The sequence below is a fragment of the Roseovarius litorisediminis genome (assembly GCF_900172295.1).
GTDB classification, from domain to species: Bacteria; Pseudomonadota; Alphaproteobacteria; order Rhodobacterales; family Rhodobacteraceae; genus Roseovarius; species Roseovarius litorisediminis.
The window spans coordinates 41,945-64,697 of record NZ_FWFL01000002.1 but is presented as its reverse complement, the minus strand read 5'-3'; the positions used below and the strand labels follow the sequence as shown (position 1 = coordinate 64,697).

Here is a 22,753-nt window from a genome sequence, read left to right as displayed (position 1 = left end):
TGCCTTACCCCAGCTTCACGTTGTCAATGCCGACAATCTTGTCGTAGGCCCAGTAGAGAACCAGCACCACCACCAGCAGTATCGTCCCCAACGCGGCCGCAAGGCCCCAGTTAAGCGAACTGGAAATGTGATAGGCAATTCGGTTCGAGATAAAGACACCCTTGGTGCCGCCGACGATCTCGGGCGTGATGTAGTAACCGATCGACAGGATGAACACCAGAATCGCACCCGCGCCGATGCCCGGTATTGTCTGCGGAAAATACACCCGCCAGAAGGCTGTCCAGTTGGTTGCGCCCAATGATTTGGCGGCGCGCAGGTAGCTGGGGTTTATCGTCTGCATCACCGAATACATCGGCAGGATCATGAAAGGTAGCAGGATGTGCGTCATCGCGACGATCGTGCCAAACTGGTTGTTGATCATGATAAGCCGGTCCGCATCATCGACCAGCCCCAGCCAGACAAGCACATCGTTGATCACGCCCTGTTGCTGCAGCATGACCTTCCACGCCGACGTCCTGACCAGAAGTGACGTCCAGAACGGGAGCAACACAAAGATCATCAGGATATTTGCCTTTCGCGCAGGCAGATTGGCCAGAATCCAGGCGACAGGATAGGCAAGCAGGGCACAGGACCCCATGATGATCAGCGACATGATCAGTGTGCGAATGAAAAGTTTAACAAGGATCTGCTTGTTTTCCGGCTGCGCCATGGCCCCTTCGGGCGTTTTCTGCATGTCGATCGCATTCAGAAAATAACCGCTTGTGTAAGGTTTCGAATGGGTCTGGATCGTGCGCCAGGTTTCAAGCGCGCCCCAGTCTTTGTCGATATCAGTGAAAATAGCGCGGAAGTCCGGTGCCGTAACGTCGGCTGCGACCAGGTCGCGCAACATCTGCGCGTGAGGCCCGTTATACCCCGAGACATCAGCGTCTGACAAATCTGCGGCCAGTGCCACATAAACAGATTCCCACGGCTTGGTCTTGGCCACATCCTTGCCATCGACAAGTTCCGTATACAGGGCAAAGGCGGTGTATTCGCGCGCCGCGCGCGGCAAAAGCTGTACAATATCGGCAGACGGCGAAAAGCTGAGGTCACCCTTGATTTGCCGGTCATCCAGTGTCGAAAGCCGCTGGCGCTGACTGGCAACCAGAGGGGCTGACCTGGCCGCATCCGATGCCCCGCTGATCAGTTCAAGCCAGGTTGCAGATTTGGTTATGTCGGACGTCACCGCACCCAAGGCCTTACGGTAATCCTTACCGGGATCGTCCAGTTTCCGGCCGCTTTGGCGGAACAGCGATGAGATACCGGTTTTTTCATAGTTAAGTCGAGTGCCGAGACGCGTGTGGCGTTTCAGCTCGGTCGCGGCGAACATATCGAAGTACAGGGCCTCGAACGCAGATTGAGGCGGCAGTTCTTGTGAGCCACCATCCCAGGTCGCAAGCTCCTTAACGGTGTTCGGCAACGTATTTTCGACGATCTCGTTCTCGACCGAACGGAAAAGCATGACCCCAATGGGCCAGATAAATGAGATCAGAACAAACGCCAGAAGTGGCGCGATCAACAGGAGCGCCCGGGTTTTCTGAACCCTCAGCGCGCGAGCAAGGCTGCGCTTAAGCGGTGTGCCGTCAGCTGCCAGAACCGGGCCGGTATCTGCGATATCACTCATGTCATCCCCGTCAGTCTTTTTGTTATGGGCCACCGCCGTTTCGCGGTTGGCATGGAAGGGGCCAACTTGGCCCCTTCCGATTTTAGAACCGGCTTATTGTGCCAGCCACGCCTGGAATTTGGCGTCGATATCATCGCGGTAGTCTGCCCAGAACTCGTAGTTATAAAGGAAGGTGTTCTTGGCGTTGTTGGGATCGGTCGGCATGTGTGGTGCCATGTCGATGCCCAGATCGGCGTGCTTGCCAACCAGCGGTGCCGAAGAGGCGCGTGCCGGGCCGTACGAGATGTACTTGGCCTGATCCGCCAGACGCTGTGTGTCGGTCGCGAACATGATGTAGTCCAGTGCGCGCTGCTTGCGCTCGTCGCTCAGACCAGCCGGAATGATCCAGCCGTCAAGGTCAAACACCTGTGCGTCCCACAGCATGGCGACGGGCTGTTTCTGCTCTTCAATCACGCTGAACAGACGACCGTTATAGGTAGACCCCATGATAACTTCGCCATCGGCCAGCAGCTGAGGCGTGTCAGCACCGGCGTTCCACCAGACAACGCTGTCTTTGATGGAGTCGAGTTTCGCCAGCGCCTGATCCTGACCTTCGGCTGTTGCCAGAACATCGTAAACGTCTGCCTTGGCAACACCGTCACACAGCAGGGCCCATTCCATGTTGTTGATCGGGCGCTTTTCCAGGCTACGCTTGCCCGGATAGGCTTCCAGATCAAACACGTCACAGATATCATCCGGCGGGTTGTCGCCAACCAGATCAGTGCGATAGCCGAAGGTGGTCGAATAGACGATCTGCGGGATGAAGCAGTCACTGACCAGCAGGTCGCCAAAGTCATCCGCTGCCGATGTGCCATCGGGCGCAGGTGCCAGCATGGTGTCGGGATCGATTTCCATCGCCAGGCCTTCGTCGCACAGGCGCATAGCGTCAGCGGCAACCACGTCAACCACATCCCAGGTAATGTTGCCGGCTTCGTTCATGGCACGCAGTTTGGCCACGGCCTCGGCCGAGCTGTCGTCATTGATGATGGTGACGCCGGTTTTTTCCGAATAGGGGTCATGGTACGCAAGCTTTTGCGATTTGGAATATGCGCCGCCCCATGACACGATGGTCATTTCTTCCGCAACAACCGCACTTGCGGCAACGGTCAGGGCCGTCGTGGCAAGCAGAGTTTTTGTGAATTTCATATGTAGTCTCCCTAAGTGTACCCGTTTGTGAGATTTTCGGGGCCCCCGCGACGGGCATAACCACGGGACCCGCTGTTCATCGTTTCGGCGTACCGAAAACGATATTCCAATACTTATGCATCCAGCGCCCGGCAATCCCGCGGCAACCAGCCGATATCGACTTGGGTGCCGGGTGTCAGCCGCACCTGATCGGGTGCGTTCCGGGTCTTGACGATAAACTCGTCATTCCCGGCAACCCGCAGGCGAGTGCGGAAAATGTCGCCCATATAGATGAATTCCAGCACTTCAGCCTTGAGCGTATGTGCGCCCGGTTGCAAGCGCTCCTTGTTGAATTCAACACGCTCAGGGCGGATTGATACACGGGTACGCTCACCAACTTTGCTTACATTGATCGGCTTGCAGTCGATCAGTTCCCCATCGTCAAGTTGGACAACAGCTTGATCGCCTTTGATCTCTTTGATCGTGCCCAGCAACGTGTTGTTTTCACCAATGAATTGCGCAACAAAACTGTTGTCAGGCTCTTCATAAAGCTGGTCTGGCGGGGCACACTGCTGAATGCGGCCATCGTCAAACACCGCAACGCGGTCGGACATCGTCAACGCCTCGGTTTGGTCGTGGGTCACATATACTGTGGTGATGCCAAGTGAATGTGCCAGATTGGTGATCTCGAACTGCATCTTTTCACGCAGTTGTTTATCCAGCGCACCAAGCGGTTCATCCATCAAAACCAGCTCGGGTTCGAATACCAGCGCACGGGACAGAGCGACCCGCTGTTGCTGACCACCTGACAATTGTGCCGGGCGGCGACCGCCAAAATCGCCCATTTCAACCATGTCCAACGCGCGCTTCACTTTCTCTTCACGCTCGGACTTGCCGATTTTGCGGACTTCCAGTGGAAAGCTCAGGTTCTCGGCGATCGTCATATGAGGGAATAGAGCGTAGTTCTGGAACACCATGCCGATGCCGCGTTTATGCGGCGGGATGTTGTTGATGCCCACACCATCAAGGCGGATATCGCCGTGGGTGGCAGTCTCAAACCCGGCCAGCATCATCAGGCAAGTAGTTTTACCCGATCCCGATGGCCCCAGCATTGTCAGAAATTCGCCCTTGGGCAGTGTCAGGTTTAGATCTTTTACGACAAGCGTTTCACCGTCATAGCTTTTCTGAACACGTTCAAACTCAACGAACGCATCGTTGTTCTTCGACTCTGCCAATTGAGGCTCCCTGATTTGTTTATTCGTGGTTTTTCCACGTTAGGGGCAAACTAAAGCGCCAAATCCGTTGTGATGCAAGTAATGTCCGGCACTTTTTCCCAAATTCGCGACACTGCAGGTCAAATCGACTACAAATGACCCGTTTAAAGGCAATTGTTCCGCCTTTCGGGCCCTATCGCCGCAGGCTTGCGTCGCCGGTGCACGAATCTTGGCGGCCTTGGCCCTGATTTATCGAAGCATTTTTACCGCGCGGGTGGGTTTTCGACATTAGCGCGGGTTCAGGGTGAAGCACAAAGCAAAGCCCTGAATGGCACCGCGCGGCGTCGCCTGCAGCAAACAGCCGGCAGGCAAAAAACGCGCTGCACTCAGGTTCGGCCGCGACCGGCTTCATCTGCGTTTAGTTTGCAAATTCGACCCCCTTTCATCAGGGTGGCTATGCAAAATGGTTTTCCTTTCCTCTTGCGGCTGCTTCTGGTTTTGCCCGCCCTGTTCACCACCTCAGCGGCTTAAAATTCCCAAAAACGACGTGCAGTGGCGCATTTCTTGGGTCAGGTTGCGGGACAGGTACACAGAATGATTCAAACACCCGAACCAACAGGTATGATGATGACCCTAAAAGATCTTCCGTTTTCACAAGGCGAATTCGACCGCCGCATCGCCAAGACCCGCGCCGCGATGGAGGCCGCAGGCATCGACCTGATGTTTGTCACCGACGCCTCGAACCAGAACTGGCTGACCGGGTATGATGGTTGGTCTTTTTATGTGCATCAGGGCGTGCTGCTGTCGATGGAAGGTGACCCGATCTGGTGGGGCCGCTACATGGATATGCTGGGGGGGCGGCGCACCTGCTGGATGGGGGATGACAATATTCTGGGTTATGCTGACCACTATGTGCAATCCACCGTGCGCCATCCGATGCAGGATCTGGCCGGGCATATCCGCGAACTGGGCCTGGATAAGGCTCGCATCGGGGTAGAGATGGAAAACTACTACTACTCAGCCAAGGCCCATGCCGTGCTGGTCGAGGAACTGCCACAGGCACAGATTTTAGACGCCACTGCGCTGGTCAACTGGCAGCGTCTGATCAAGTCGGACGAGGAAATCGGGTTTATCCGTAACGCGGCGCGGATTTCGGAAAAGGTGGTTCAGACGGCGATTGACCGGGCAGCACCTGGCGTACGTAAGAACGATCTGGTGGCTGATATCATGCATGCTGGGATCACCGGGGTGGATGACATCTGGGGCGATTATCCGGCGATTGTGCCGCTGACACCCTCGGGGCTTGATGCCACTGCCGCCCACCTGACATGGAACGGCCAACCAATGCGCGAGGGCGAGGCGACATTTTTTGAACTGTCCGGTGTCTATCGCCGCTACCACGCGCCCCTGTGCCGTACGGTGTTTCTGGGCAAGCCGCCACAGGACATGCTGGAGGCTGAAAAGGCCCAGATCGAGGGCATCGAGGCTGGGCTTGCGGCCGCCAAAGCGGGCAACCGAACTTGCGATATTGCCAACGCCTTTCTTGGTGTGCTGGCGAAATACGGGATCAAACGCGAGGGCCGGATGGGCTATCCGATCGGGCTAAGCTACCCGCCCGACTGGGGCGAACGAACCGCGTCAATCCGGACCGAAGATGAAACCGTTCTGGAACCCGGCATGACCTTCCATTTCATGCCCGCCCTGTGGATGGATACCTGGGGGCTTGAGACCACCGAGACGATTCTCATCCGTGACGACGGCCCGGCCGAGGCGCTGTGCGACATGCCGCGTAAGCTGTTCGTCAAGAATTGATTTAGTTTCCCGGGGCGAGCGCCCACCTTCAGGGGCGCGCCTTGGGAAAGGCGGGAATATCATCAGGAATGAAATGCCAGTCCGGCGCTGATTCCGTCCAGATAGCAGCTGCCGGAGCGAAACCGGGGTCGGTGTCCCAAACACCGACCTTGACCGCCAGCAGATCGGGATATTTGCCAAGTTCCGAGTAAAGCTGCGCACCACAATCGGGACAAAACCGGCGTGTAACGTCTTCTCCACTGTCGCCGGTCACGGTAAAGCCCGTGGGCTCACCCTGATCAAGATGAACTGCAGTTCTGGGAAGCAGAACAATAAGCGCGGCACCGCCACCGGCGCTTTTCTGACAATCCAGGCAATGACACTGTAGGACTGTTATAGGTTCCCCAGAAATTTCCATCCGGATGTGCCCACACAGGCATCCCGCATTGCTGTCACCCGCCATGATCTGTCTCTCCGCTTTGCAGCAGGGTAGCATATGTTGAGGCTATACCAAAATGTGAACCAAAAGCTTTAGGATGGCAGACTTTTAGCGCAACGCTGCCCCCACGCCGCCTGTGTTAGCCGGTAGCATTTCCAGTCTGCCGGGTCTTTGCCCAGCGCCAAATTCGCGTCATAGACATGTTCCGCCCCCAACTTAGCAGTCGCTTTTTGCGAGCGGATATTGGTTGGGTCGATGTGAAACCAGACCTCGTTGAAACTGTCAAAGACATGGCCAAGCATCAGCTTTTTCATCCCGAAGTTCCACGCACCACCCCAATAGGCGTTTTTCAGAAAGGTAAAGCCGATCGAGATGCTGCCGGGCATGTCGGGCGCGGCGTAATAGCGCGAACAACCGATGATCTGGTCGCTGGAGCGATCCACAGCCACCAAGGTGCCGCCATTCCCTGATAAAAAATCGAAATAGCTGCGAAACACGTCGCGCTCGAACCTGTTCTTGGCCGGATGACCGGCCCATGTTTCTGGATCACGGGCCGCGGCATACAGCCCCTCGAAATCATCCGCTTCGAGGGGCTGTAGCAGCAAGGTTTCGCTGACTAAAGTCGGCTGCAAGTTAAACGCCAATGGCTTAACTGGCAGCTTTCATCAAGCCCTCATCGGTCAGCCGCTTGTGGGTCTGATCCAGAGCTTTCCATGCCCGGTCCACCAGCGTGTCGATCTCGGATTTGGTAATCACCAGCGGCGGTGAGACAACCATCCGGTCGCCGGTGTGGCGCATCACCAGTGAATTGGCGAAACAGCTTTCGCGGCATATATACCCGGCAGTGCCGGAATCCGCAGCAAAGGCCGCGCGGCTGGCCTTGTCGGGGGTCAGCGCGATCGACCCCATCAAACCTGAAATCGTGGCCTCACCCACCAGCGGATGGTCGGTCAGCGATTCCCATTTCTGCCGCATGTAAGGCGCGGTTTCGGCCCCGGCGCGTTCTACGACCTTTTCTTCGTCCAGAATCCGCAGATTTTCCAACGCCACGGCGCAGGCAACCGGGTGGCCCGAATAGGTATAACCATGCACGAATTCGCAGGCATCCATCACCTTGGCGACCTCGTCCGACACGATTGACCCACCGATCGGCGCGTAACCGGAAGAAAGCCCTTTGGCGATGGTCATGATATCAGGCTTGATATCAAACGTTTGCGAGGCAAACCAGTTGCCGGTACGGCCAAACCCGGTAATCACCTCATCGGCAATCAGCAGAATTTCATATTTGTCACAGATACGCTGGATTTCGGGCCAATAGGTGCTGGGCGGAATGATCACACCGCCAGCGCCCTGAATTGGCTCGGCGATAAAGGCGGCAACGCGGTCTTCGCCGATCTCATGAATGGCTTGTTCCAGTTGCTGCGCCCGCTCCAGCCCGAATTCTTCGGGGGATTTGTCACCGCCCTCACCATACCAATAGGGCTGGTCGATGTGGTGGACATCAGGGATCGGCAGGCCGCCCTGCGCATGCATCGGTTTCATCCCACCCAAAGACGCACTGCCAACGGAAGACCCGTGATAGCCGTTCTTGCGCGCGATGATCACTTTCTTCTCGGGTTTGCCCAGTTCGGCCCAATAGGTGCGCACCAGACGGATGTTGGTATCGTTCGCTTCAGACCCTGAACTGGCAAAAAACGTATGATTCAGGTTCCCCGGCGCCAGTTCGGCCAGCTTGGTGCTCAGCGCGATGGCGGGCACATGGCTGGTCATGAAGAACGTGTTGTAATAGGGCAGTTCTTTCATCTGGCGCATTGCGGCCTCGGCCAGTTCATCGCGGCCATACCCAAGATTCACACACCACAGCCCCGCCATGGCATCCAGAATTTCGTTGCCCTCACTGTCAGTCAGCGTCACCCCTTTGGCGCGGGTGATGATGCGCGCGCCTTTTTCAGCCAGTTCGTTATTTGTGGTAAAGGGATGCATATGGTGCGCGGCGTCCAGCGCCTGCAGTTCAGCGGTGGGCATATGGTTTGTGATCATGTTCATGGCTTTGCCTTTCGCAATCGGGAATCAGGAAGGGCGGTACGGCGCCCGGTGCTGCCCTCCAGAATATGATCAAATTATTCGCTGTCAATCGAATCAGTGCCGGCCGGCGGAAACCTCCAAAGAATGTCGCACCTGCTCCATTCCCTGAATCACATCTTCGCGTATTGCCCGTGCGGCACTTTCGGCATCGCGGGCGTGCATAGCGGTCAGCATGTCCTTATGTTTATCCGGCAGATTCTGGGTTCCCATGCGGCCGCAGACCACCCGTAACGAGGGCCCGAATCGCAACCACAACCCCTCGGCCAGGTTGGCCAGAATCGGGGCATCGGCAATCTCGTAAATCCGCTTGTGAAACCTATAGTTCAGCTCAAGATAAGCCCGCAGATCACCGGTGCTGATGGCATCATCCAGCACCTGATCCATGGCCGATAGCTGTTCCAGATCCTCCAGCGTGGCGCGCTGGGTTGCCCGCAACGTCAGATGCGGGTCAAGCCATTGGCGAGCAAGGATTAATTCACTGATATTTTCGGCACTCAACATCGGCACGGAAACCCGCCTGTTGCCCTGAAATTCCAGCGCCCCTTCGGCGATCAGGCGGCGGATCGCCTCGCGTACCGGGGTCATGCCAGCCCCCAGCCTGTCGGTCAGGCCCTGAATGGTCACGGCCTGCCCTGGCGCCAGATCACCAAACAACACCAGATCACGCAACTGACGATAGATAAGTTCATGCGCCGGAAGGCGGCTGCTGCCATCGGCCCCTTTGATGAATTTTTGTGCAGCCCTGTTCATATTTGTAATACCTGCGCCCCTGCCTGAAATGTCTTCCCTTGCGAGTTTAGCGACTGCGTGGAAACATTACCATATTGCCTTCTGCGAAATTATTTGATCAAATCCGCGCACAAGGCAACCAACTGCCGACCAACGGGAGAAGATAATGAGAAACCTGATTCTGACCACCACCGCAACGCTGGCCCTCGGCGCACTCACCGCTAACGCCCAGGAAGTGCGGGTTTACAACTGGTCTGATTACATCGATGAAGCACTGCTGGAAAAGTTCGAAACCGAAACCGGGCTTGATCTGATCTATGACGTCTTCGACAGCAACGAAGTTCTGGAAACCAAAATGCTGGCCGGCGGGTCTGGCTATGACGTGGTTGTGCCCTCGGGCACTTTCCTGCAACGCCAGATCAGCGCAGGCGCCTTTCAGAAGCTGGATATGTCCAAGCTGCCAAACCACAAGAACATGTGGGATGTGGTCGAAAAACGGACCGCGCAATACGATCCCGGCAATGAATATTCGATCAATTACATGTGGGGCACCACGGGTATCGGTGCAAATGTCGGCAAGGTGACTGAGGCCCTGGGCGAAGATGCTCCGCTGGATTCACTGGAGCTGGTGTTCAACCCCGACAACATGGCCAAGCTGGCCGATTGTGGTGTGCATTTCCTGGATGCACCGGTGGAAATGATCCCGGCCGCCTTGAAATACATTGGCGAAGACCCCGACAGCCATGACCCCGAGGTAATCGCCAAGGCCGAGGCCGTTCTGGCGGGCGTGCGCCCTTATGTTCAGAAATTCCACAGTTCGGAATATATCAACGCGCTGGCCAATGGTGACATCTGCGTGGCATTCGGCTGGTCCGGTGACATCCTGCAGGCGCGCGACCGCGCGGCCGAGGCCGACAATGGGGTTGAAATCGTCTATAACGCCCCGACCGAGGGCGCGCTGATGTGGTTTGACCAGATGGCCATTCCGGTCGATGCCCCCAACCCCGAAGGCGCGCATATCTTCCTGAACTTCATCATGGATGCGCAAAACATGGCGGATGCATCGAACTACGTTTACTACGCCAACGGCAACAAGGCTTCGCAGCCCATGCTTGAGGAAGACGTGATTGGTGATCCGGCGATTTACCCCAACGAGGCGACGCTGGAAAACCTTTATACCACCACGCCATATGACCCCAAAGTTCAGCGGGTCGTGACCCGTCTCTGGACAAAGATCAAATCGGGCACCTGAGCCTGAGGTGAACCAAGCCCGCGCAAACCACCTTGCGCGGGCCTTTTTACTGAAACCCGGGGGGCGGGAATGGGCCAGACTATATTTGAACCGTGGAATGATCCAAGCGCGAAACCACTGATTCAGTTCAAGAATGTCACCAAGAAATTTGGCGATTTTGTCGCCATCGACAACCAGACATTTGATATTTACGCGCAGGAGTTCTTTGCCCTCCTGGGTCCTTCGGGTTGCGGTAAAACCACGATGATGCGGATGCTGGCAGGGTTCGAAACGCCCACCGAGGGTACCATTCTTCTGGGCGGCGAGGACATTGCACCGATCCCACCCAACAAACGCGCCGTGAACATGATGTTCCAGTCTTACGCGCTTTTTCCGCACCTGAGTGTCTGGGAAAATATCGCCTTTGGCCTGAAACGCGACAGCATGCCCAAACCGGATATCGAGGCCCGCGTCGCCGAGATGTTGAAACTCACTCGGCTGGAGCAGTTCGCCAAACGCAAACCGCATCAGATTTCCGGTGGTCAGCGCCAGCGCGTGGCCCTGGCCCGATCCCTGGCCAAAGCCCCCAAACTGCTGCTGCTTGACGAACCCCTTGGCGCGCTGGATGCCAAACTGCGGCAGGATACGCAGTTTGAGTTAATGGACATTCAGGAAAAAACCGGCACCACTTTCGTAATCGTAACTCACGACCAGGAAGAGGCGATGACCGTCGCCAGCCGTGTCGCCGTCATGGACGATGGCCGTATTATTCAGGTCGATACACCCGCACGCATCTATGAGTCACCAAATTCGGTCTATGTGGCCGACTTTATCGGCGATGTGACCATCCTGTCAGGCACCGCGACACCACGTGACGATGGATACGACATCGCCTTTGCAGAAGGCCAGCCGCCTCTGCGATCCAAATCCGATACCAGACTGGACAAGGGGCAGGCCTGCCACTTGGCTATCCGGCCGGAAAAAGTCTCTATTACCGCGGAAAAACCCGTTGATGCGGCCAATGCAATGCAGGGCAAGATCCTGGATATCGCGTATCTGGGCAATCTTTCGACCTATCATGTCCAACTGCCGAACGGGCAGATTATCAAGGCTCAAACGGCCAACACCCGACGCCTGTCGCGCCGGTCTTTCACCTGGGAAGATGACGTTTGGCTATCATGGACAGACACCGCCGGTGTTCTGTTAGCGGGGTAAGAGATGCGCCGCCTTGCCCTGATCATCATCCCCTATGCCTGGCTGCTGGCGCTGTTTCTGGTGCCCTTCATCATCGTCCTGAAAATCAGTCTGTCCGACACCGCGCTGTCAATCCCGCCCTATACACCAACGCTGGATTTCAGTGCCGGCTGGGTGGGGATCAAGGATTTCTTCGGCAATCTGGATTTTGAAAACTTCGAATTCCTTACCACCGACGATCTGTATTGGAAGGCCTATCTGTCGTCGTTGAAAATTGCCTTTGTCGCCACAGTTCTGACCCTGCTGGTGGGCTATCCTATCGCTTACGGTATGGCAAATGCACCTGATCATTGGCGTCCGACGCTAATGATGCTGATCATCCTGCCATTCTGGACCAGCTTCCTGATCCGGGTCTATTCGTGGATGGGTATCCTCAGCAACGAGGGTTACCTGAACCAGCTATTGCTCAGTTTGGGCGTGATATCCGAGCCGCTGACGATTCTGAATACCAACACAGCCGTCTATATCGGAATCGTCTATACCTATCTGCCCTTCATGATCCTGCCGATCTATTCGGCACTGGAACGTCTGGACGCGTCTTTGCTGGAAGCTGCCGAAGATCTGGGATGTTCGCGATTTACCGCCTTCTGGCTGGTCACCATTCCGCTGTCGAAAAGCGGCATCATCGCGGGCTGTTTTCTGGTCTTCATCCCAACTTTGGGGGAATTTGTCATCCCCTCGCTGCTGGGCGGATCAAAAACCCTGATGATCGGCAAGGTTCTGTGGGAGGAATTCTTTAACAACCGCGACTGGCCGGTGGCATCGGCGGTGGCGGTGATCCTGCTGCTGATCCTGATCGTCCCGATCATTCTATTCCAGCGGAACGAGCAAAAACAGCGGGAGGCCGAAGGATGAAAACCACCGTGCAAACGAAATCTTCAAAAGATTTCGTCCCGATTTCTTTCAAAGAAATCGGCACCAAGGGAGCCATGTCATGAGACGCCTTTCATGGTTCAACACCACCGCGCTGACGCTGGGTTTTGCCTTTCTCTACCTGCCGATGGTCATCCTGATCATCTACAGCTTCAACGAGTCGAAACTTGTCACGGTCTGGGCGGGATTCTCGACCAAATGGTATGGCGAGTTGATACAGAACGAGGCGTTTCTCAATGCGGCCTGGGTCACGCTGCGCGTTGCCGTGATTTCCTCCACCATCGCCACGGTTCTGGGCACCATGGCCGCCCTTGTTCTGGTGCGTGCGGGCCGGTTTTCGGGACGGACCCTGTTTTCCGGTATGATTTACGCGCCGCTGGTGATGCCCGAGGTGATCACGGGCCTGTCCCTGCTGCTTTTATTCATCGGCATCGGGCTGGACCGGGGTGTATTCACAATCATACTGGCGCATACCACCTTTTCGATGTGCTACGTCTCGGTCGTAGTGTCCTCTCGGCTGGTCAGTTTTGACAAGTCGCTGGAAGAGGCCGCACTTGATCTGGGCTGCTCGCCCATTTCGGCCTTTCGCCTTGTCACCCTCCCGATCATAGCCCCGGCTGTCATCTCGGGCTGGCTTCTGGCGTTCACGCTCAGCCTTGATGATCTGGTCATCGCCAGCTTTACCTCGGGACCGTCCTCGACCACCCTTCCGATCAAGATATGGAGCGCGGTCCGCCTTGGCGTCAGCCCCGAAATAAATGCGCTGTCGACCCTCATGATTGCAATCGTTGCGGTTGGGGTCATTACCGCCTCTTTGATCACCAAACGGGCCAGCCTGAAGCAACAGGCAGATGAACGCGCCGCCGTCCACGCATGAGGCAGATCTTTCCCGCCTATACCTATGGCGAAGGCCCGCGGGCAGGATGCTATTGGCCTGATACAGTCTCTGTTCCTGCCCGCTTGGCCGCTACGGGTCGGATCAGCTGCGATATTGCGGTGATCGGGGCAGGCTTTACCGGTTTGTCCGCAGCGTTAAATCTGGCCGAGGCCGGCAGTGATGTCGTCGTGGTAGATGCCCAAAGTCTCGGCTGGGGCGCATCGGGCCGCAATGGCGGGTTTTGTTGTCTGGGGGGGTCTGCGGCATCGGACAGCATTCTTACCAAGCTTCACGGTGAACCTGCGCGACGAGAGTTCCGAACCGCCGAACACCGCGCCGTTGATCTGACTGCGTCTCTGATCAAAAAACACAACATCGCCTGCGACACCCATTCTGATGGCGAAACCCTGATGGCCCATACGCAAAAGGCAATGGACGGGTTCGAAGACAGGGCAAAAACCATCGAGCGCGACTACGGTGTGACGCCCACGATCCTTCAGCAAAGCGATCTGGCGGGCCATGGCATGACCGGGCCGTTTTTCGGCGCCATCACCAACCCTATCGGGTTTGCTCTGAACCCGCTTAAATATTCCCTTGGACTTGCGGATGCGGCCCAAAAGGCCGGCGCGCGCATTTTTTCCGATACACCTGTGCAGCGGATAGACCAGCAAGGCGGCTTTACCCTTACAACGCCGGACGCCACAATCATAGCGAACCGGCTGATCGTGGCCACAAACGGCTATTCCTCGGATGATCTGCCGCAATGGCTTCGGGCCCGATACCTGCCGACACAATCCAACGTCATCGTCACCCGCCCGATGAGCGACAAAGAACTGGATACCCAGGGTTGGACAACCCATCAGATGTCATATGATGATCGGTTCCTGCTGCACTATTTCCGCCTGATGCCCAACAAACAAATGCTGTTCGGCATGCGTGGCGGTTTGGCCAGCTCGGCCGCCGCTGATGCCAGGATGTATCGCCTGATCCGCACACATTTCGAAACCATGTTCCCGGCCTGGACCCATGTCGAGACACCTTACAGCTGGCAGGGCCTGCTTTCCATCTCGCGCGATCTGACACCTTATGCCGGCCCGATCCCCGAAATGCCGGGGGCGTTCACCGCGATCAGCTATCATGGGAACGGGGTGGCGATGGGGACTTATGCCGGGGCGCTTCTGGCGGATATGGCGCAGGACAGAACCTTGCAACACCTGCATCCCAAGATCATGCAGACACCGCCTAAACGCTTCCCTCTGGGCCGGTTTCGCCGCGCCACGCTGTGGCCGTTATATGCCTATGCGATGGTGGTGGGCGGCTGAATACAGGCTCTAACCCAGCGGTGTTTTGACTTTTCGTACCTGACCACGTTTTAAACCAAGCTGCCGTTCGCGCAGAATCACCACGCAACCCGCCGTAATCACCAGCGCCGCACCACACAAAACGGTCAGCGTCGGCACTTCGTCGAAAATGAGATATCCAATGATCAGCGCGAAGAGGATCGATGCATAGTCAAACGGTGCAATCACCGACGCGTCGGCGAAGCGATATGCCGATGTCATGAATATCTGCGCCGACCCGCCAAATATTCCGGCCAGCACCAACATCAGCAGTTCTGTCCCGCTGGGTATCTGCCAGCCAAACGGCAGGGTCAGCAGTGACAGGCAGGTTGCCGTAATCGAGAAGTAAAACACAATGGCCGAGGTTTGCTCGGTCTGGACCAGTTTGCGGAGATAGATGTTGACCATCGCCACACAGGTTGCCCCGGTTAGCACCAAAGCCGCCCCAAGCGTCATCCCTGCCTCGACTGCGGCGCCAGTTAACCGCGGCGACAACACTGTCAAAACACCTGCCATGCCAAGGGCCACCGCACCAAACCGGTAGATCCCCACCTTTTCACGCAGGAAAACGGCGGCAAAGACCACAGTCAGCAGAGGCGCGGCATAGCTCAGCGCCGTCACCTCGGGCAGGGGCAGCAGGCCCAGACCGGCAAACATCATTGCCATCGCCGTTGTGCCCAGGATTCCGCGCCAAAGATGTGCCATGGGGGATTTGACCCGAAGCCCGGTCGCCAGATCACCCCGCGCCCACAACCAGACCAAAATCACCGGCACTGCAAAGGCAGACCGGAAAAAAACCGCCTCGCCCGGCGGCACATGACCCGACGTTGCCTTGATCAGCGACGACATGATGATGAACAGCATCACCGAAAAAAGTTTCAGGGCAATACCCGTCATAGGGTGCATGGGCGGGCCTCCAGGCGAATCCACTGGCCCGCCCTGACCAAAAGGTCAATGATTTGATTTTGGCTTTGTTGGTCTCTGTTTTTGCCTCAGGCCGGGGATTTTGCCTGCGTTTTCGGCAACACCCAATCAGGGCGGACGAAATGACAGGTATAGCCACTGGGAAAGCGCTGCAGATAATCCTGATGCTCGGGTTCTGCCTCCCAGAAGTCGCCCACAGGCGCGACCTCGGTCACGACCTTGCCGGGCCAAAGCCCGCTGGCCTCGACATCGGCGATGGTGCGCAGGGTTTCTTCTTTTTGCGCGTCATTCACATAGTAGATCGCCGAACGATAGCTCATGCCCATGTCGTTGCCCTGACGGTTCACTGTCGTCGGGTCGTGAATTTGAAAAAAGAATTCCAGCAAATCCCGATAGCTGATCTTACCAGGGTCAAACATGATCTCGATTCCCTCGGCGTGGGTGCCATGGTTGCGATAGGTAGCATTCGGCACGTCGCCGCCGGTATAGCCCACCCGGGTTGAAATCACCCCGTCCATCTTGCGGATCAGATCCTGCATGCCCCAGAAACATCCGCCTGCCAGAACTGCGCGTTCGCTCATGTCACGTCCTCCACTTGATCCAGGTAGTCACCGTAGCCTTGCGATTCCATCTCGTCACGATGCACGAATCTCAGGCTGGCTGAATTGATGCAATAACGCAATCCGCCCCTGTTCTTCGGCCCGTCCGGAAAAACGTGGCCAAGGTGGCTGTCGCCATGGGTGCTGCGCACCTCGGTGCGGATCATGCCAAGGGTCGTATCGCGCAATTCGCTGATATGCGCCGGTTCAATCGGTTTGGTAAAGCTGGGCCAGCCGCAACCAGATTCGTACTTGTCGGACGAGGCAAACAGCGGCTCACCCGAAACGATATCCACATAAATCCCCGGCTCCTTGTTATCCAGATATCTGCCCGTACCCGGCCGCTCGGTGCCCGATTCCTGAGTTACCCGAAATTGCTCGGCATCCAAGGCTGCGATGGCGTCAGGGTCTTTTTTGTAATTATTCAACGCGACTCTCCTTTTTGGCCAGTATGTCCGTTATTAAATGGGGTGAAAGCGCCTAATTCAAAATCACATTTCAACTGCTTCAACCTTCGGTGATCCAAAGCTGCGCCAGCGCCGTATCACTGTTATATGAAAAAGAGGGTCACCATGCGTTTTATTCTGGCACTTTTAGGGTCTCTACTGGCAATTCCCGCGCTCGCACTTGAACTTGATGCGCCGTTCCAGAACATTGATGGTGGGCAGTTGAAGCTGTCAGATTGGGCCGGACAACCGGTTCTGGTGGTGAATACTGCCTCGCGTTGCGGGTTCACTGGACAATACGAGGGGTTGCAAACTCTTTATGACCGCTACCGCGGACGGGGTTTGGTAGTTTTGGCCGTGCCTTCCGATGATTTCCGGCAGGAACTGGGCACCGAGGCCGAGGTCAAGGAATTCTGCGAACTTAACTATAACATTACCTTGCCCATGACCGGGATCACGCAGGTAACCGGTGCATCGGCCCACCCTTTTTACCAGTCCGTCGCATCCGAGACAGGGTTCGCCCCAAGCTGGAACTTCAACAAAATCCTGATCAGCCCCGAAGGACGGGTTGTGGCCACCTATGGGTCTGTGACCCGTCCTTTATCGCGCAAAATCACCAACCAGATTGATGCCTTGCTGAAATAAGGCCCGTCACTTTCTCGAAAACAAAAGGTCAGACCCGCCCGTATCGCGACTGGGAGCCACGCCAAACGCCTTGCGATAGGTTTTCGAGAAATGTGATGGCGCCTTGAAACCACACAGCACACAAATTTCGATCAGAGACAATTCCGTCTGAATCAGCAGGTTTCGCGCCTTTTCAAGCCGCATACCAAGATAGTATTTCTTGGGCGAGGTTCCCAGATACCTGGAAAAAAGCCGCTCTAGCTGCCGTGTCGACAAGCCCACCTTGCTTGCGATCATACCCGGCGGCATCGGGTCTTCCAGATTTTCACGCATGACCTCGATTGCCTGCACCAGTTTTGAATTGCGCACGCCCATCCGCCCGGCCATCGAAATGCGTTGCGAATGCGATTCCGCGCGTGGCGCCGTATAGACCATCTGATCGGCCACCCATGTTGCCAGCTCTGCGCCGTAATCCGAATGGATCCGGTCCAGCATCAGGTCCATCGAACTGGCGCTACCGGCACAGGTAAAAACCCGGCCATCCACCGCATAGATCGATTCCTGCACCTCGACATCGGGAAAGGTTTCAGCCAGCGCACTGGCATATTCCCAATGGGTGGTCACATGTTTGCCGTTCAGCAGGCCGGCCATGGCAAGCGTCCAGGTGCCGCTGCTGAGTGCACCAAAATCAATGCCTTTACGGGTTTCACGGCGCAACCAGTTCAGAACTTTCCGGCTACTGCCTGTGACGGCATCCACACCGGCACAAACAATCAGCGTGTCCTTCCGATGCAGGTCGACAAGCCCCGCAGTCACGCCTACCTGCAGCCCATTCCAACTGGTCACAGGCTCGCCATCTTCACTGACAAGCATCCAGTCATAATAAGGGCGTCCCCCCGCAAACCGGTTGGCCAGTGCCAAGGCCTCTTGGGCGCAGGTCAGGCCAAGCGGTGAAAACCCCGGCACAAGCAGAAAGACATATCTTTTAGGTCCGTCATCTATCGTCACTCCGGGTTCCTCCGGTATCAGGCCCGCATGTTCGCCCCGTTGGCATCGTAAAGCGGCGCGCCCTGCACTTCGGCGTCAAACATTTCGCCCAGCAGTTCTACTTGCAGCCGGGTGCCGCCTTTGGCCAGATCGGCTCTGACATAGCCCATCGCCACAGATTTCCCGACACGATGCGCATAGCCACCCGAACTGACATAGCCCACAGCCTTGCCATCCTTCAGGATGGCTTCGTCATTCGACACGTCAATTCCGTCACAATCAATTACCAGTGTGACCAGTTTACTGGCAGGCCCTTCGGTCTTTTGTTTCTCTGCAACCGCCTTGCCTACAAAATCCTTCTTCCAGTTGATGAAGACATCCATGCCACTTTCAACCGCATTGAAATCGGGGCGGTAATCCAGTGTCCAGACACCCCAGCCTTTTTCCAGCCGCATGCTCATCAGCGCCCGCGCGCCATACCAGCGCAGGCCCAGATCAGCGCCGGCTTCTTCAATCGCCTCGGACAGGCGGATCAGGTATTGGGGTTTGCAGTAAATCTCGTACCCCAGTTCGCCACTGAAACTGATCCGGTTCAATACCACCGGCACACTGCCGACATAGGTCTGTTCCAGATCACGGAATTTGAACCCCTCGGCACTTACATCCTTGCGAGTGATCTTTTGCAGCAGCGCCCTCGATTTTGGGCCCGACAGGGCAATCCCGTGCCAGTCATCGCTGACATTGGCATAGCTTACGTCGTCGGGCAGGCGCGACTCGAACCAGCGCCGATGCGCCTCTTGCATGGCGCCCGATCCGAACAACATGAAATGGTCCTCGGCCAGACAGGCAACTGTCAGATCGCCATACAATTTTCCCTTCTCGGTCAGCATCGGAGTCAAGGTCAAACGACCCGGTTTAGGGACATATCCGGCCAGAATAGTGTCTAGATAGGCCCGCGCACCCGGCCCCTTGAACTCGTGCTTGGCAAAGTTGGCGATCTCGATGGCCCCCACTGCCTCGCGTACGGCTTTGACCTCGCGCGCGACATAGTCAAACGACCGGTTACGTCGGAACGACGGCACTTCGTGCGCATCCTCGGGACCATCGGCAAACCACAGCGCATTTTCCAAACCAAAGCCCTGATCCATCACAGCGCCCTTGGCCACCAAGCGGTCATAGAGCGCGGTCGTTTTCTGACAGCGCCCCTTGGGCAGGGTCTCGTTCGGGAAGGTCATTACAAACCGGCGCTCGTAATTCTCGGTGGATTTCACCGTACCCCAATCGGGACTGGCCCAATCGCCAAACCGCGCCACATCCATCGCCCAGACATCAATGCTGGGCTCACCATCAATCATCCATTCGGCCATGGTCAGACCCACACCGCCACCCTGGCAAAAGCCAGCCATCACGCCCACGGCACACCAATAATTCTTCATGCCCGGCACAGGCCCGATCATCGGGTTGCCATCCGGGCCGAATGTGAAGGGCCCGTTGATCGCATCTTTGATGCCTACATTTGCCAGTGCCGGAATCCGCTCGAACCCAAGTTCCAGGCGGTCGGCAATCCGTTCCAGATCGGGCTGCAACAGCTCGTGCCCGAAATCCCACGGTGTCCCGTCGACCTTCCACGGCGTGCCTTTTGGCTCATAGGTGCCCAACAACATCCCCTGGCGTTCCTGCCGGAAATAGATGTTCGCCTCGTAATCAATCCCGCAAGGCAGACGTTCAGAACGTGCCGCAATCTCGGGGATGGCTTCGGTGATCAGGTAATGATGCTCCATCGGCTGCACTGGCAGGTTAACCCCCTGCATATGCCCGACCTCACGCGCCCACAGCCCGCCGCAGTTGACGATATGCTCGGCGTTGATCACGCCTTTGGGGGTGGTCACGTCCCAACTGCCATCCGGGCGTTGTTTCGTCCCTGTCACACCGCAATGTGTGAAATATTGCGCCCCATGCACTTTGGCAGCCTTGGCAAAAGCATAGGTCGCACCAGAAGGGTCCAGATCGCCATCCTGGTCATCCCACAGCGCCGCAATATAGTGGCTGGGATCAATCAGCGGATGCCGCTCGGCCACCTCTTTGGGGCTGATGAATTCCTGGTTCAGGCCCATATACCGCGCCTTCGAGCGCTCGCGCTTCAGATAGTCATACCAGGTCTGGTTCGACGCCAGATAGAATCCGCCGGTAATATGCAGACCAACAGATTGGCCTGACAGTTCCTCGATCTCTTTATACAGGTCGATCGTATAGCTTTGCAGACGGCTGATGTTAGGGTCGCTTGAAATGGTGTGTATCTGCCCCGCCGCATGCCAGCTTGACCCACTGGTCAGTTCGTCACGCTCAAGCAATACCACATCTTTCCAGCCGAATTTGGCGAGGTGAAACAGGATCGAGCATCCCACTACGCCGCCGCCGATAACGACAACTTTGGCATGGCTGGGCAATTTCTTTCCGCCAGCGGTTTCTTCTTTGATGATATCTGGCAAAACTGCCTCCCTTACTGTCTTGTTCCGCGCAATACGCGGGTATTTCTAAATCTCCAGGCCACACTTGCGGCCCTCATAAAACGCAAAAGGTGCCTGCCTTGGGGCCTGTGCATCTCCCACAATCCGCAGGTTCAGATCGGTCAGTTCCGCCGAAACAGGCTCGAATGAGCGATTGGTCGTCGCCATCACCAAAGCAGAAGCCGCGATCTCTTCTTCTGATCCGTCCAGCAGGTTGCGCACCGCGGCGCCCTGCCCGTGCCATCCGGCAATGGCATGTTCACTCAGCATCCTGACACCCAATTGCGCCAGCTTGGCCCGGATCGGGATATCGGCACTTGTACGCGCCAGCTCTTTGCCGACAAACGGATCAGGTGTAACAAGCACCACCTGTTTGCCCGTCTCGGCCAGATGCCAGGCGGTGCCAACACCCCGCATATTGCCGCCCTCATCATAAACGATGACAGTGTCGGCGATCTTCGCCTCGCGCCGCATCACCTCTTCAGGGGCAAAGACATTGCCATGCTCACGCCCGGGGAGGGGGCCAAGTTGCGGTAACCAGCGTTGCGTTCTCTCCTCATCCGGCAGCGAGCCGGTAGCCAATACCACTACATCGGCGCCTAGTTCGCGAATATCATCTGCGTCCAGATAGGAATTTAGTCTCAACTCGACACCAAGCTTGCCGAACTGCCGCTCGTACCAGCCCATCAAATCCAGAATCTGCGCCCGGCGTGGCTGCATTCCAGCCAGCCGGAACTGCCCACCGATTTGCGATGCTGCCTCGTGGATTTGCACCTTGTGCCCACGTTCTGCCGCGACCCGCGCAGCTTCCAGCCCTGACGGACCACCGCCCACAACCAGCACTGATTTCGGCGCTTTGGATTTGATGAACCGGTCACCACCCCATTGATACTCACGCCCCACAGACGGGTTGATCAGGCATGAAATCCAATAGTCCCGCGACCGTCGGCCCCAGCACATCTGGTTGCAGGAAATACAGCCACGAATGTCATCGGCGCGTCCTTCTGTAACCTTGCGGGCCAGATTTGGATCGGCAATTTGCCCGCGCACGATCGAGACTAAATCAGCCTGATTTGCACTCAGAACACTTTCAGCATTCTCGGGCGTTCTGATCTGGCTTTCGGCCTGCACCTTTGCATGGCGCAATTCTTGCTTGAACACTTCTGTCGCCGATACCGTCGGCTTTTCGCCCAGCACAAAAGTCGGCATCAGCTTTTCAAAATCCAGATACCCGCCCGACCCACAACTGACATAATCCAGATGTCCGGTGGCATCGTGCAGCGCCAGGACCTCGGTCAGTTCCTCTATCCCCAATGTGACATCGAAACTGTCGGAATAACTGACCGACATACCAACAATGAAATTCTCGCCGCAGGCGCGCCGGATCCCTTCGAGTATCCGCATCGAGATACGCGTTCGGTTTTCCAAGGGCCCGCCCCACTGATCATCGCGCCGGTTGCTCCAGGGGGTCCAGAACTGTTCCAGTAAAGACTGATAGGCGGCCCAGATCTCGACCCCGTCAAATCCGGCATCACGGCACCGCACAGCGGCCGCGACAAAAGCCGCGATCATCTCTTCAATTTCGGCCCCTGTCATTGCATGACTGCCATCGCTGTCATGATAGCTGGGCAGTCCCGACGGCCCCCAATGCGGCTGATAGCTCAGGTCAGAATCGCCATGCGCGCCGACGTGATAGAGTTGCTGCAACACAACAGCGCCCGCATCCTGCACTGGCTCGACGATCTTGCGAAACGCCGGGATCACCGCGTCGTCTTCGGCCAGAAAGTTGCCGCGGGTCAGAACACCGGTTCGATGCACCGGCATGGGCTCGGCCACGATCATACCGGCGCCTCCGATCGCACGTTCCAGCAGATAGGCGCCAAACTGTTCCCCAGGCAGACCGTTAACCGACATATTCGCCGTATGCGCCCCGAAAGTGATCCGGTTGCGCAGCACCTTGTGACGCAGAGGCAGTTCAGAGGTGAGACGGGGAAAGTCAGACACTA

General features: G+C 56.7%; 20 protein-coding genes. 7 read left to right on the top strand and 13 right to left on the bottom strand.

The genetic code is table 11. The annotated features are described in order from the left end of the window. Nucleotides 1–4 precede the first annotated feature (4 nt). From PEL8287_RS03715 to PEL8287_RS03705, 3 genes are all read right to left on the bottom strand, one after another. Complete coding sequence (locus tag PEL8287_RS03715) at nucleotides 5–1,663, bottom strand: ABC transporter permease (RefSeq protein WP_085891455.1); 1,659 nt, start codon at nucleotides 1,661–1,663, stop codon at nucleotides 5–7. 93 nt (nucleotides 1,664–1,756) lie between these two features. Continuing rightward, the gene (locus PEL8287_RS03710) at nucleotides 1,757–2,848 is read right to left on the bottom strand and encodes an extracellular solute-binding protein (RefSeq protein WP_085891036.1); all 1,092 of its coding nucleotides are present in this window, start codon (nucleotides 2,846–2,848) and stop codon (nucleotides 1,757–1,759) included. Between the two features lie 113 nt (nucleotides 2,849–2,961). After that, nucleotides 2,962–4,062, bottom strand: a complete 1,101-nt coding sequence (locus tag PEL8287_RS03705) for an ABC transporter ATP-binding protein (protein ID WP_085891035.1) — start codon at nucleotides 4,060–4,062, stop codon at nucleotides 2,962–2,964. Nucleotides 4,063–4,668: 606 nt separating this feature from the next. Between PEL8287_RS03705 and PEL8287_RS03695 the strand changes: the two genes are divergently transcribed. Then, entirely contained in the window at nucleotides 4,669–5,853 is a 1,185-nt protein-coding gene (locus PEL8287_RS03695) for a M24 family metallopeptidase (RefSeq protein ID WP_085891454.1), read from the top strand. A 28-nt stretch (nucleotides 5,854–5,881) separates the two neighbouring features. Here PEL8287_RS03695 and PEL8287_RS03690 read toward each other — a convergent pair whose 3' ends face one another. The 4 genes from PEL8287_RS03690 to PEL8287_RS03675 all read right to left on the bottom strand — a co-directional run bounded on the left by PEL8287_RS03690 (nucleotide 5,882) and on the right by PEL8287_RS03675 (nucleotide 9,106). Next, a complete protein-coding gene (locus PEL8287_RS03690) occupies nucleotides 5,882–6,295 on the bottom strand; it encodes a GFA family protein (protein WP_176228550.1) in 414 nt (137 codons plus the stop codon). Between the two features lie 68 nt (nucleotides 6,296–6,363). Then, nucleotides 6,364–6,903, bottom strand: coding sequence for a GNAT family N-acetyltransferase (locus tag PEL8287_RS03685; RefSeq protein WP_217807664.1), 540 nt, complete (start codon nucleotides 6,901–6,903; stop codon nucleotides 6,364–6,366). A gap of 16 nt (nucleotides 6,904–6,919) precedes the next feature. Then, on the bottom strand, nucleotides 6,920–8,317 hold the full coding sequence (locus PEL8287_RS03680; protein WP_085891031.1) for an aspartate aminotransferase family protein: 1,398 nt from the start codon (nucleotides 8,315–8,317) through the stop codon (nucleotides 6,920–6,922). 93 nt (nucleotides 8,318–8,410) lie between these two features. Next, a complete protein-coding gene (locus tag PEL8287_RS03675; protein ID WP_085891030.1) occupies nucleotides 8,411–9,106 on the bottom strand; it encodes a GntR family transcriptional regulator in 696 nt (231 codons plus the stop codon). 145 nt (nucleotides 9,107–9,251) lie between these two features. Here PEL8287_RS03675 and PEL8287_RS03670 point away from each other — a divergent pair, with 145 nt between their 5' ends. From PEL8287_RS03670 to PEL8287_RS03650, 5 genes are all read left to right on the top strand, one after another. Further along, nucleotides 9,252–10,337 carry a polyamine ABC transporter substrate-binding protein gene (locus tag PEL8287_RS03670; RefSeq protein ID WP_176228549.1) on the top strand — a complete coding sequence of 362 codons (1,086 nt, stop codon included), beginning with the start codon at nucleotides 9,252–9,254 and terminating at the stop codon, nucleotides 10,335–10,337. A 69-nt stretch (nucleotides 10,338–10,406) separates the two neighbouring features. Then, on the top strand, nucleotides 10,407–11,531 hold the full coding sequence (locus PEL8287_RS03665; protein WP_085891028.1) for an ABC transporter ATP-binding protein: 1,125 nt from the start codon (nucleotides 10,407–10,409) through the stop codon (nucleotides 11,529–11,531). 3 nt (nucleotides 11,532–11,534) lie between these two features. Beyond that, complete coding sequence (locus PEL8287_RS03660; RefSeq protein WP_085891027.1) at nucleotides 11,535–12,425, top strand: ABC transporter permease subunit; 891 nt, start codon at nucleotides 11,535–11,537, stop codon at nucleotides 12,423–12,425. A 79-nt stretch (nucleotides 12,426–12,504) separates the two neighbouring features. Then, the gene (locus PEL8287_RS03655) at nucleotides 12,505–13,320 is read left to right on the top strand and encodes an ABC transporter permease (RefSeq protein WP_085891026.1); all 816 of its coding nucleotides are present in this window, start codon (nucleotides 12,505–12,507) and stop codon (nucleotides 13,318–13,320) included. After that, nucleotides 13,317–14,642, top strand: coding sequence for an NAD(P)/FAD-dependent oxidoreductase (locus PEL8287_RS03650; protein ID WP_085891025.1), 1,326 nt, complete (start codon nucleotides 13,317–13,319; stop codon nucleotides 14,640–14,642). The genes PEL8287_RS03655 and PEL8287_RS03650 overlap by 4 nt, the downstream gene beginning before the upstream one ends. A gap of 9 nt (nucleotides 14,643–14,651) precedes the next feature. Here PEL8287_RS03650 and PEL8287_RS03645 read toward each other — a convergent pair whose 3' ends face one another. The 3 genes from PEL8287_RS03645 to msrB form a co-directional block, all read right to left on the bottom strand. Next, the gene (locus PEL8287_RS03645) at nucleotides 14,652–15,566 is read right to left on the bottom strand and encodes a DMT family transporter (RefSeq protein ID WP_085891024.1); all 915 of its coding nucleotides are present in this window, start codon (nucleotides 15,564–15,566) and stop codon (nucleotides 14,652–14,654) included. An 86-nt stretch (nucleotides 15,567–15,652) separates the two neighbouring features. Then, nucleotides 15,653–16,165 (bottom strand): peptide-methionine (S)-S-oxide reductase MsrA, encoded by a 513-nt coding sequence (gene msrA, locus PEL8287_RS03640; protein WP_085891023.1) that lies wholly within the window; start codon nucleotides 16,163–16,165, stop codon nucleotides 15,653–15,655. Next, nucleotides 16,162–16,611, bottom strand: a complete 450-nt coding sequence (gene msrB / locus PEL8287_RS03635) for a peptide-methionine (R)-S-oxide reductase MsrB (RefSeq protein ID WP_085891022.1) — start codon at nucleotides 16,609–16,611, stop codon at nucleotides 16,162–16,164. The genes msrA and msrB overlap by 4 nt, the downstream gene beginning before the upstream one ends. 144 nt (nucleotides 16,612–16,755) lie before the next feature. On the opposite strand from msrB, the gene PEL8287_RS03630 reads away from it, so the two are divergent. Then, entirely contained in the window at nucleotides 16,756–17,274 is a 519-nt protein-coding gene (locus tag PEL8287_RS03630; protein ID WP_085891021.1) for a glutathione peroxidase, read from the top strand. A 6-nt stretch (nucleotides 17,275–17,280) separates the two neighbouring features. Here PEL8287_RS03630 and PEL8287_RS03625 read toward each other — a convergent pair whose 3' ends face one another. Genes PEL8287_RS03625 through PEL8287_RS03615 form a run of 3 tightly spaced genes read right to left on the bottom strand, consistent with a single transcriptional unit; the run spans nucleotide 17,281 to nucleotide 22,751 of the window. Next, nucleotides 17,281–18,261: a GlxA family transcriptional regulator gene (locus tag PEL8287_RS03625; protein WP_235862174.1), complete on the bottom strand. Its 981-nt coding sequence runs from the start codon at nucleotides 18,259–18,261 to the stop codon at nucleotides 17,281–17,283. A gap of 17 nt (nucleotides 18,262–18,278) precedes the next feature. Beyond that, entirely contained in the window at nucleotides 18,279–20,729 is a 2,451-nt protein-coding gene (locus tag PEL8287_RS03620) for a GcvT family protein (protein ID WP_085891020.1), read from the bottom strand. A 45-nt stretch (nucleotides 20,730–20,774) separates the two neighbouring features. Further along, nucleotides 20,775–22,751: an oxidoreductase gene (locus PEL8287_RS03615; protein ID WP_085891019.1), complete on the bottom strand. Its 1,977-nt coding sequence runs from the start codon at nucleotides 22,749–22,751 to the stop codon at nucleotides 20,775–20,777. Nucleotides 22,752–22,753 lie beyond the last annotated feature (2 nt).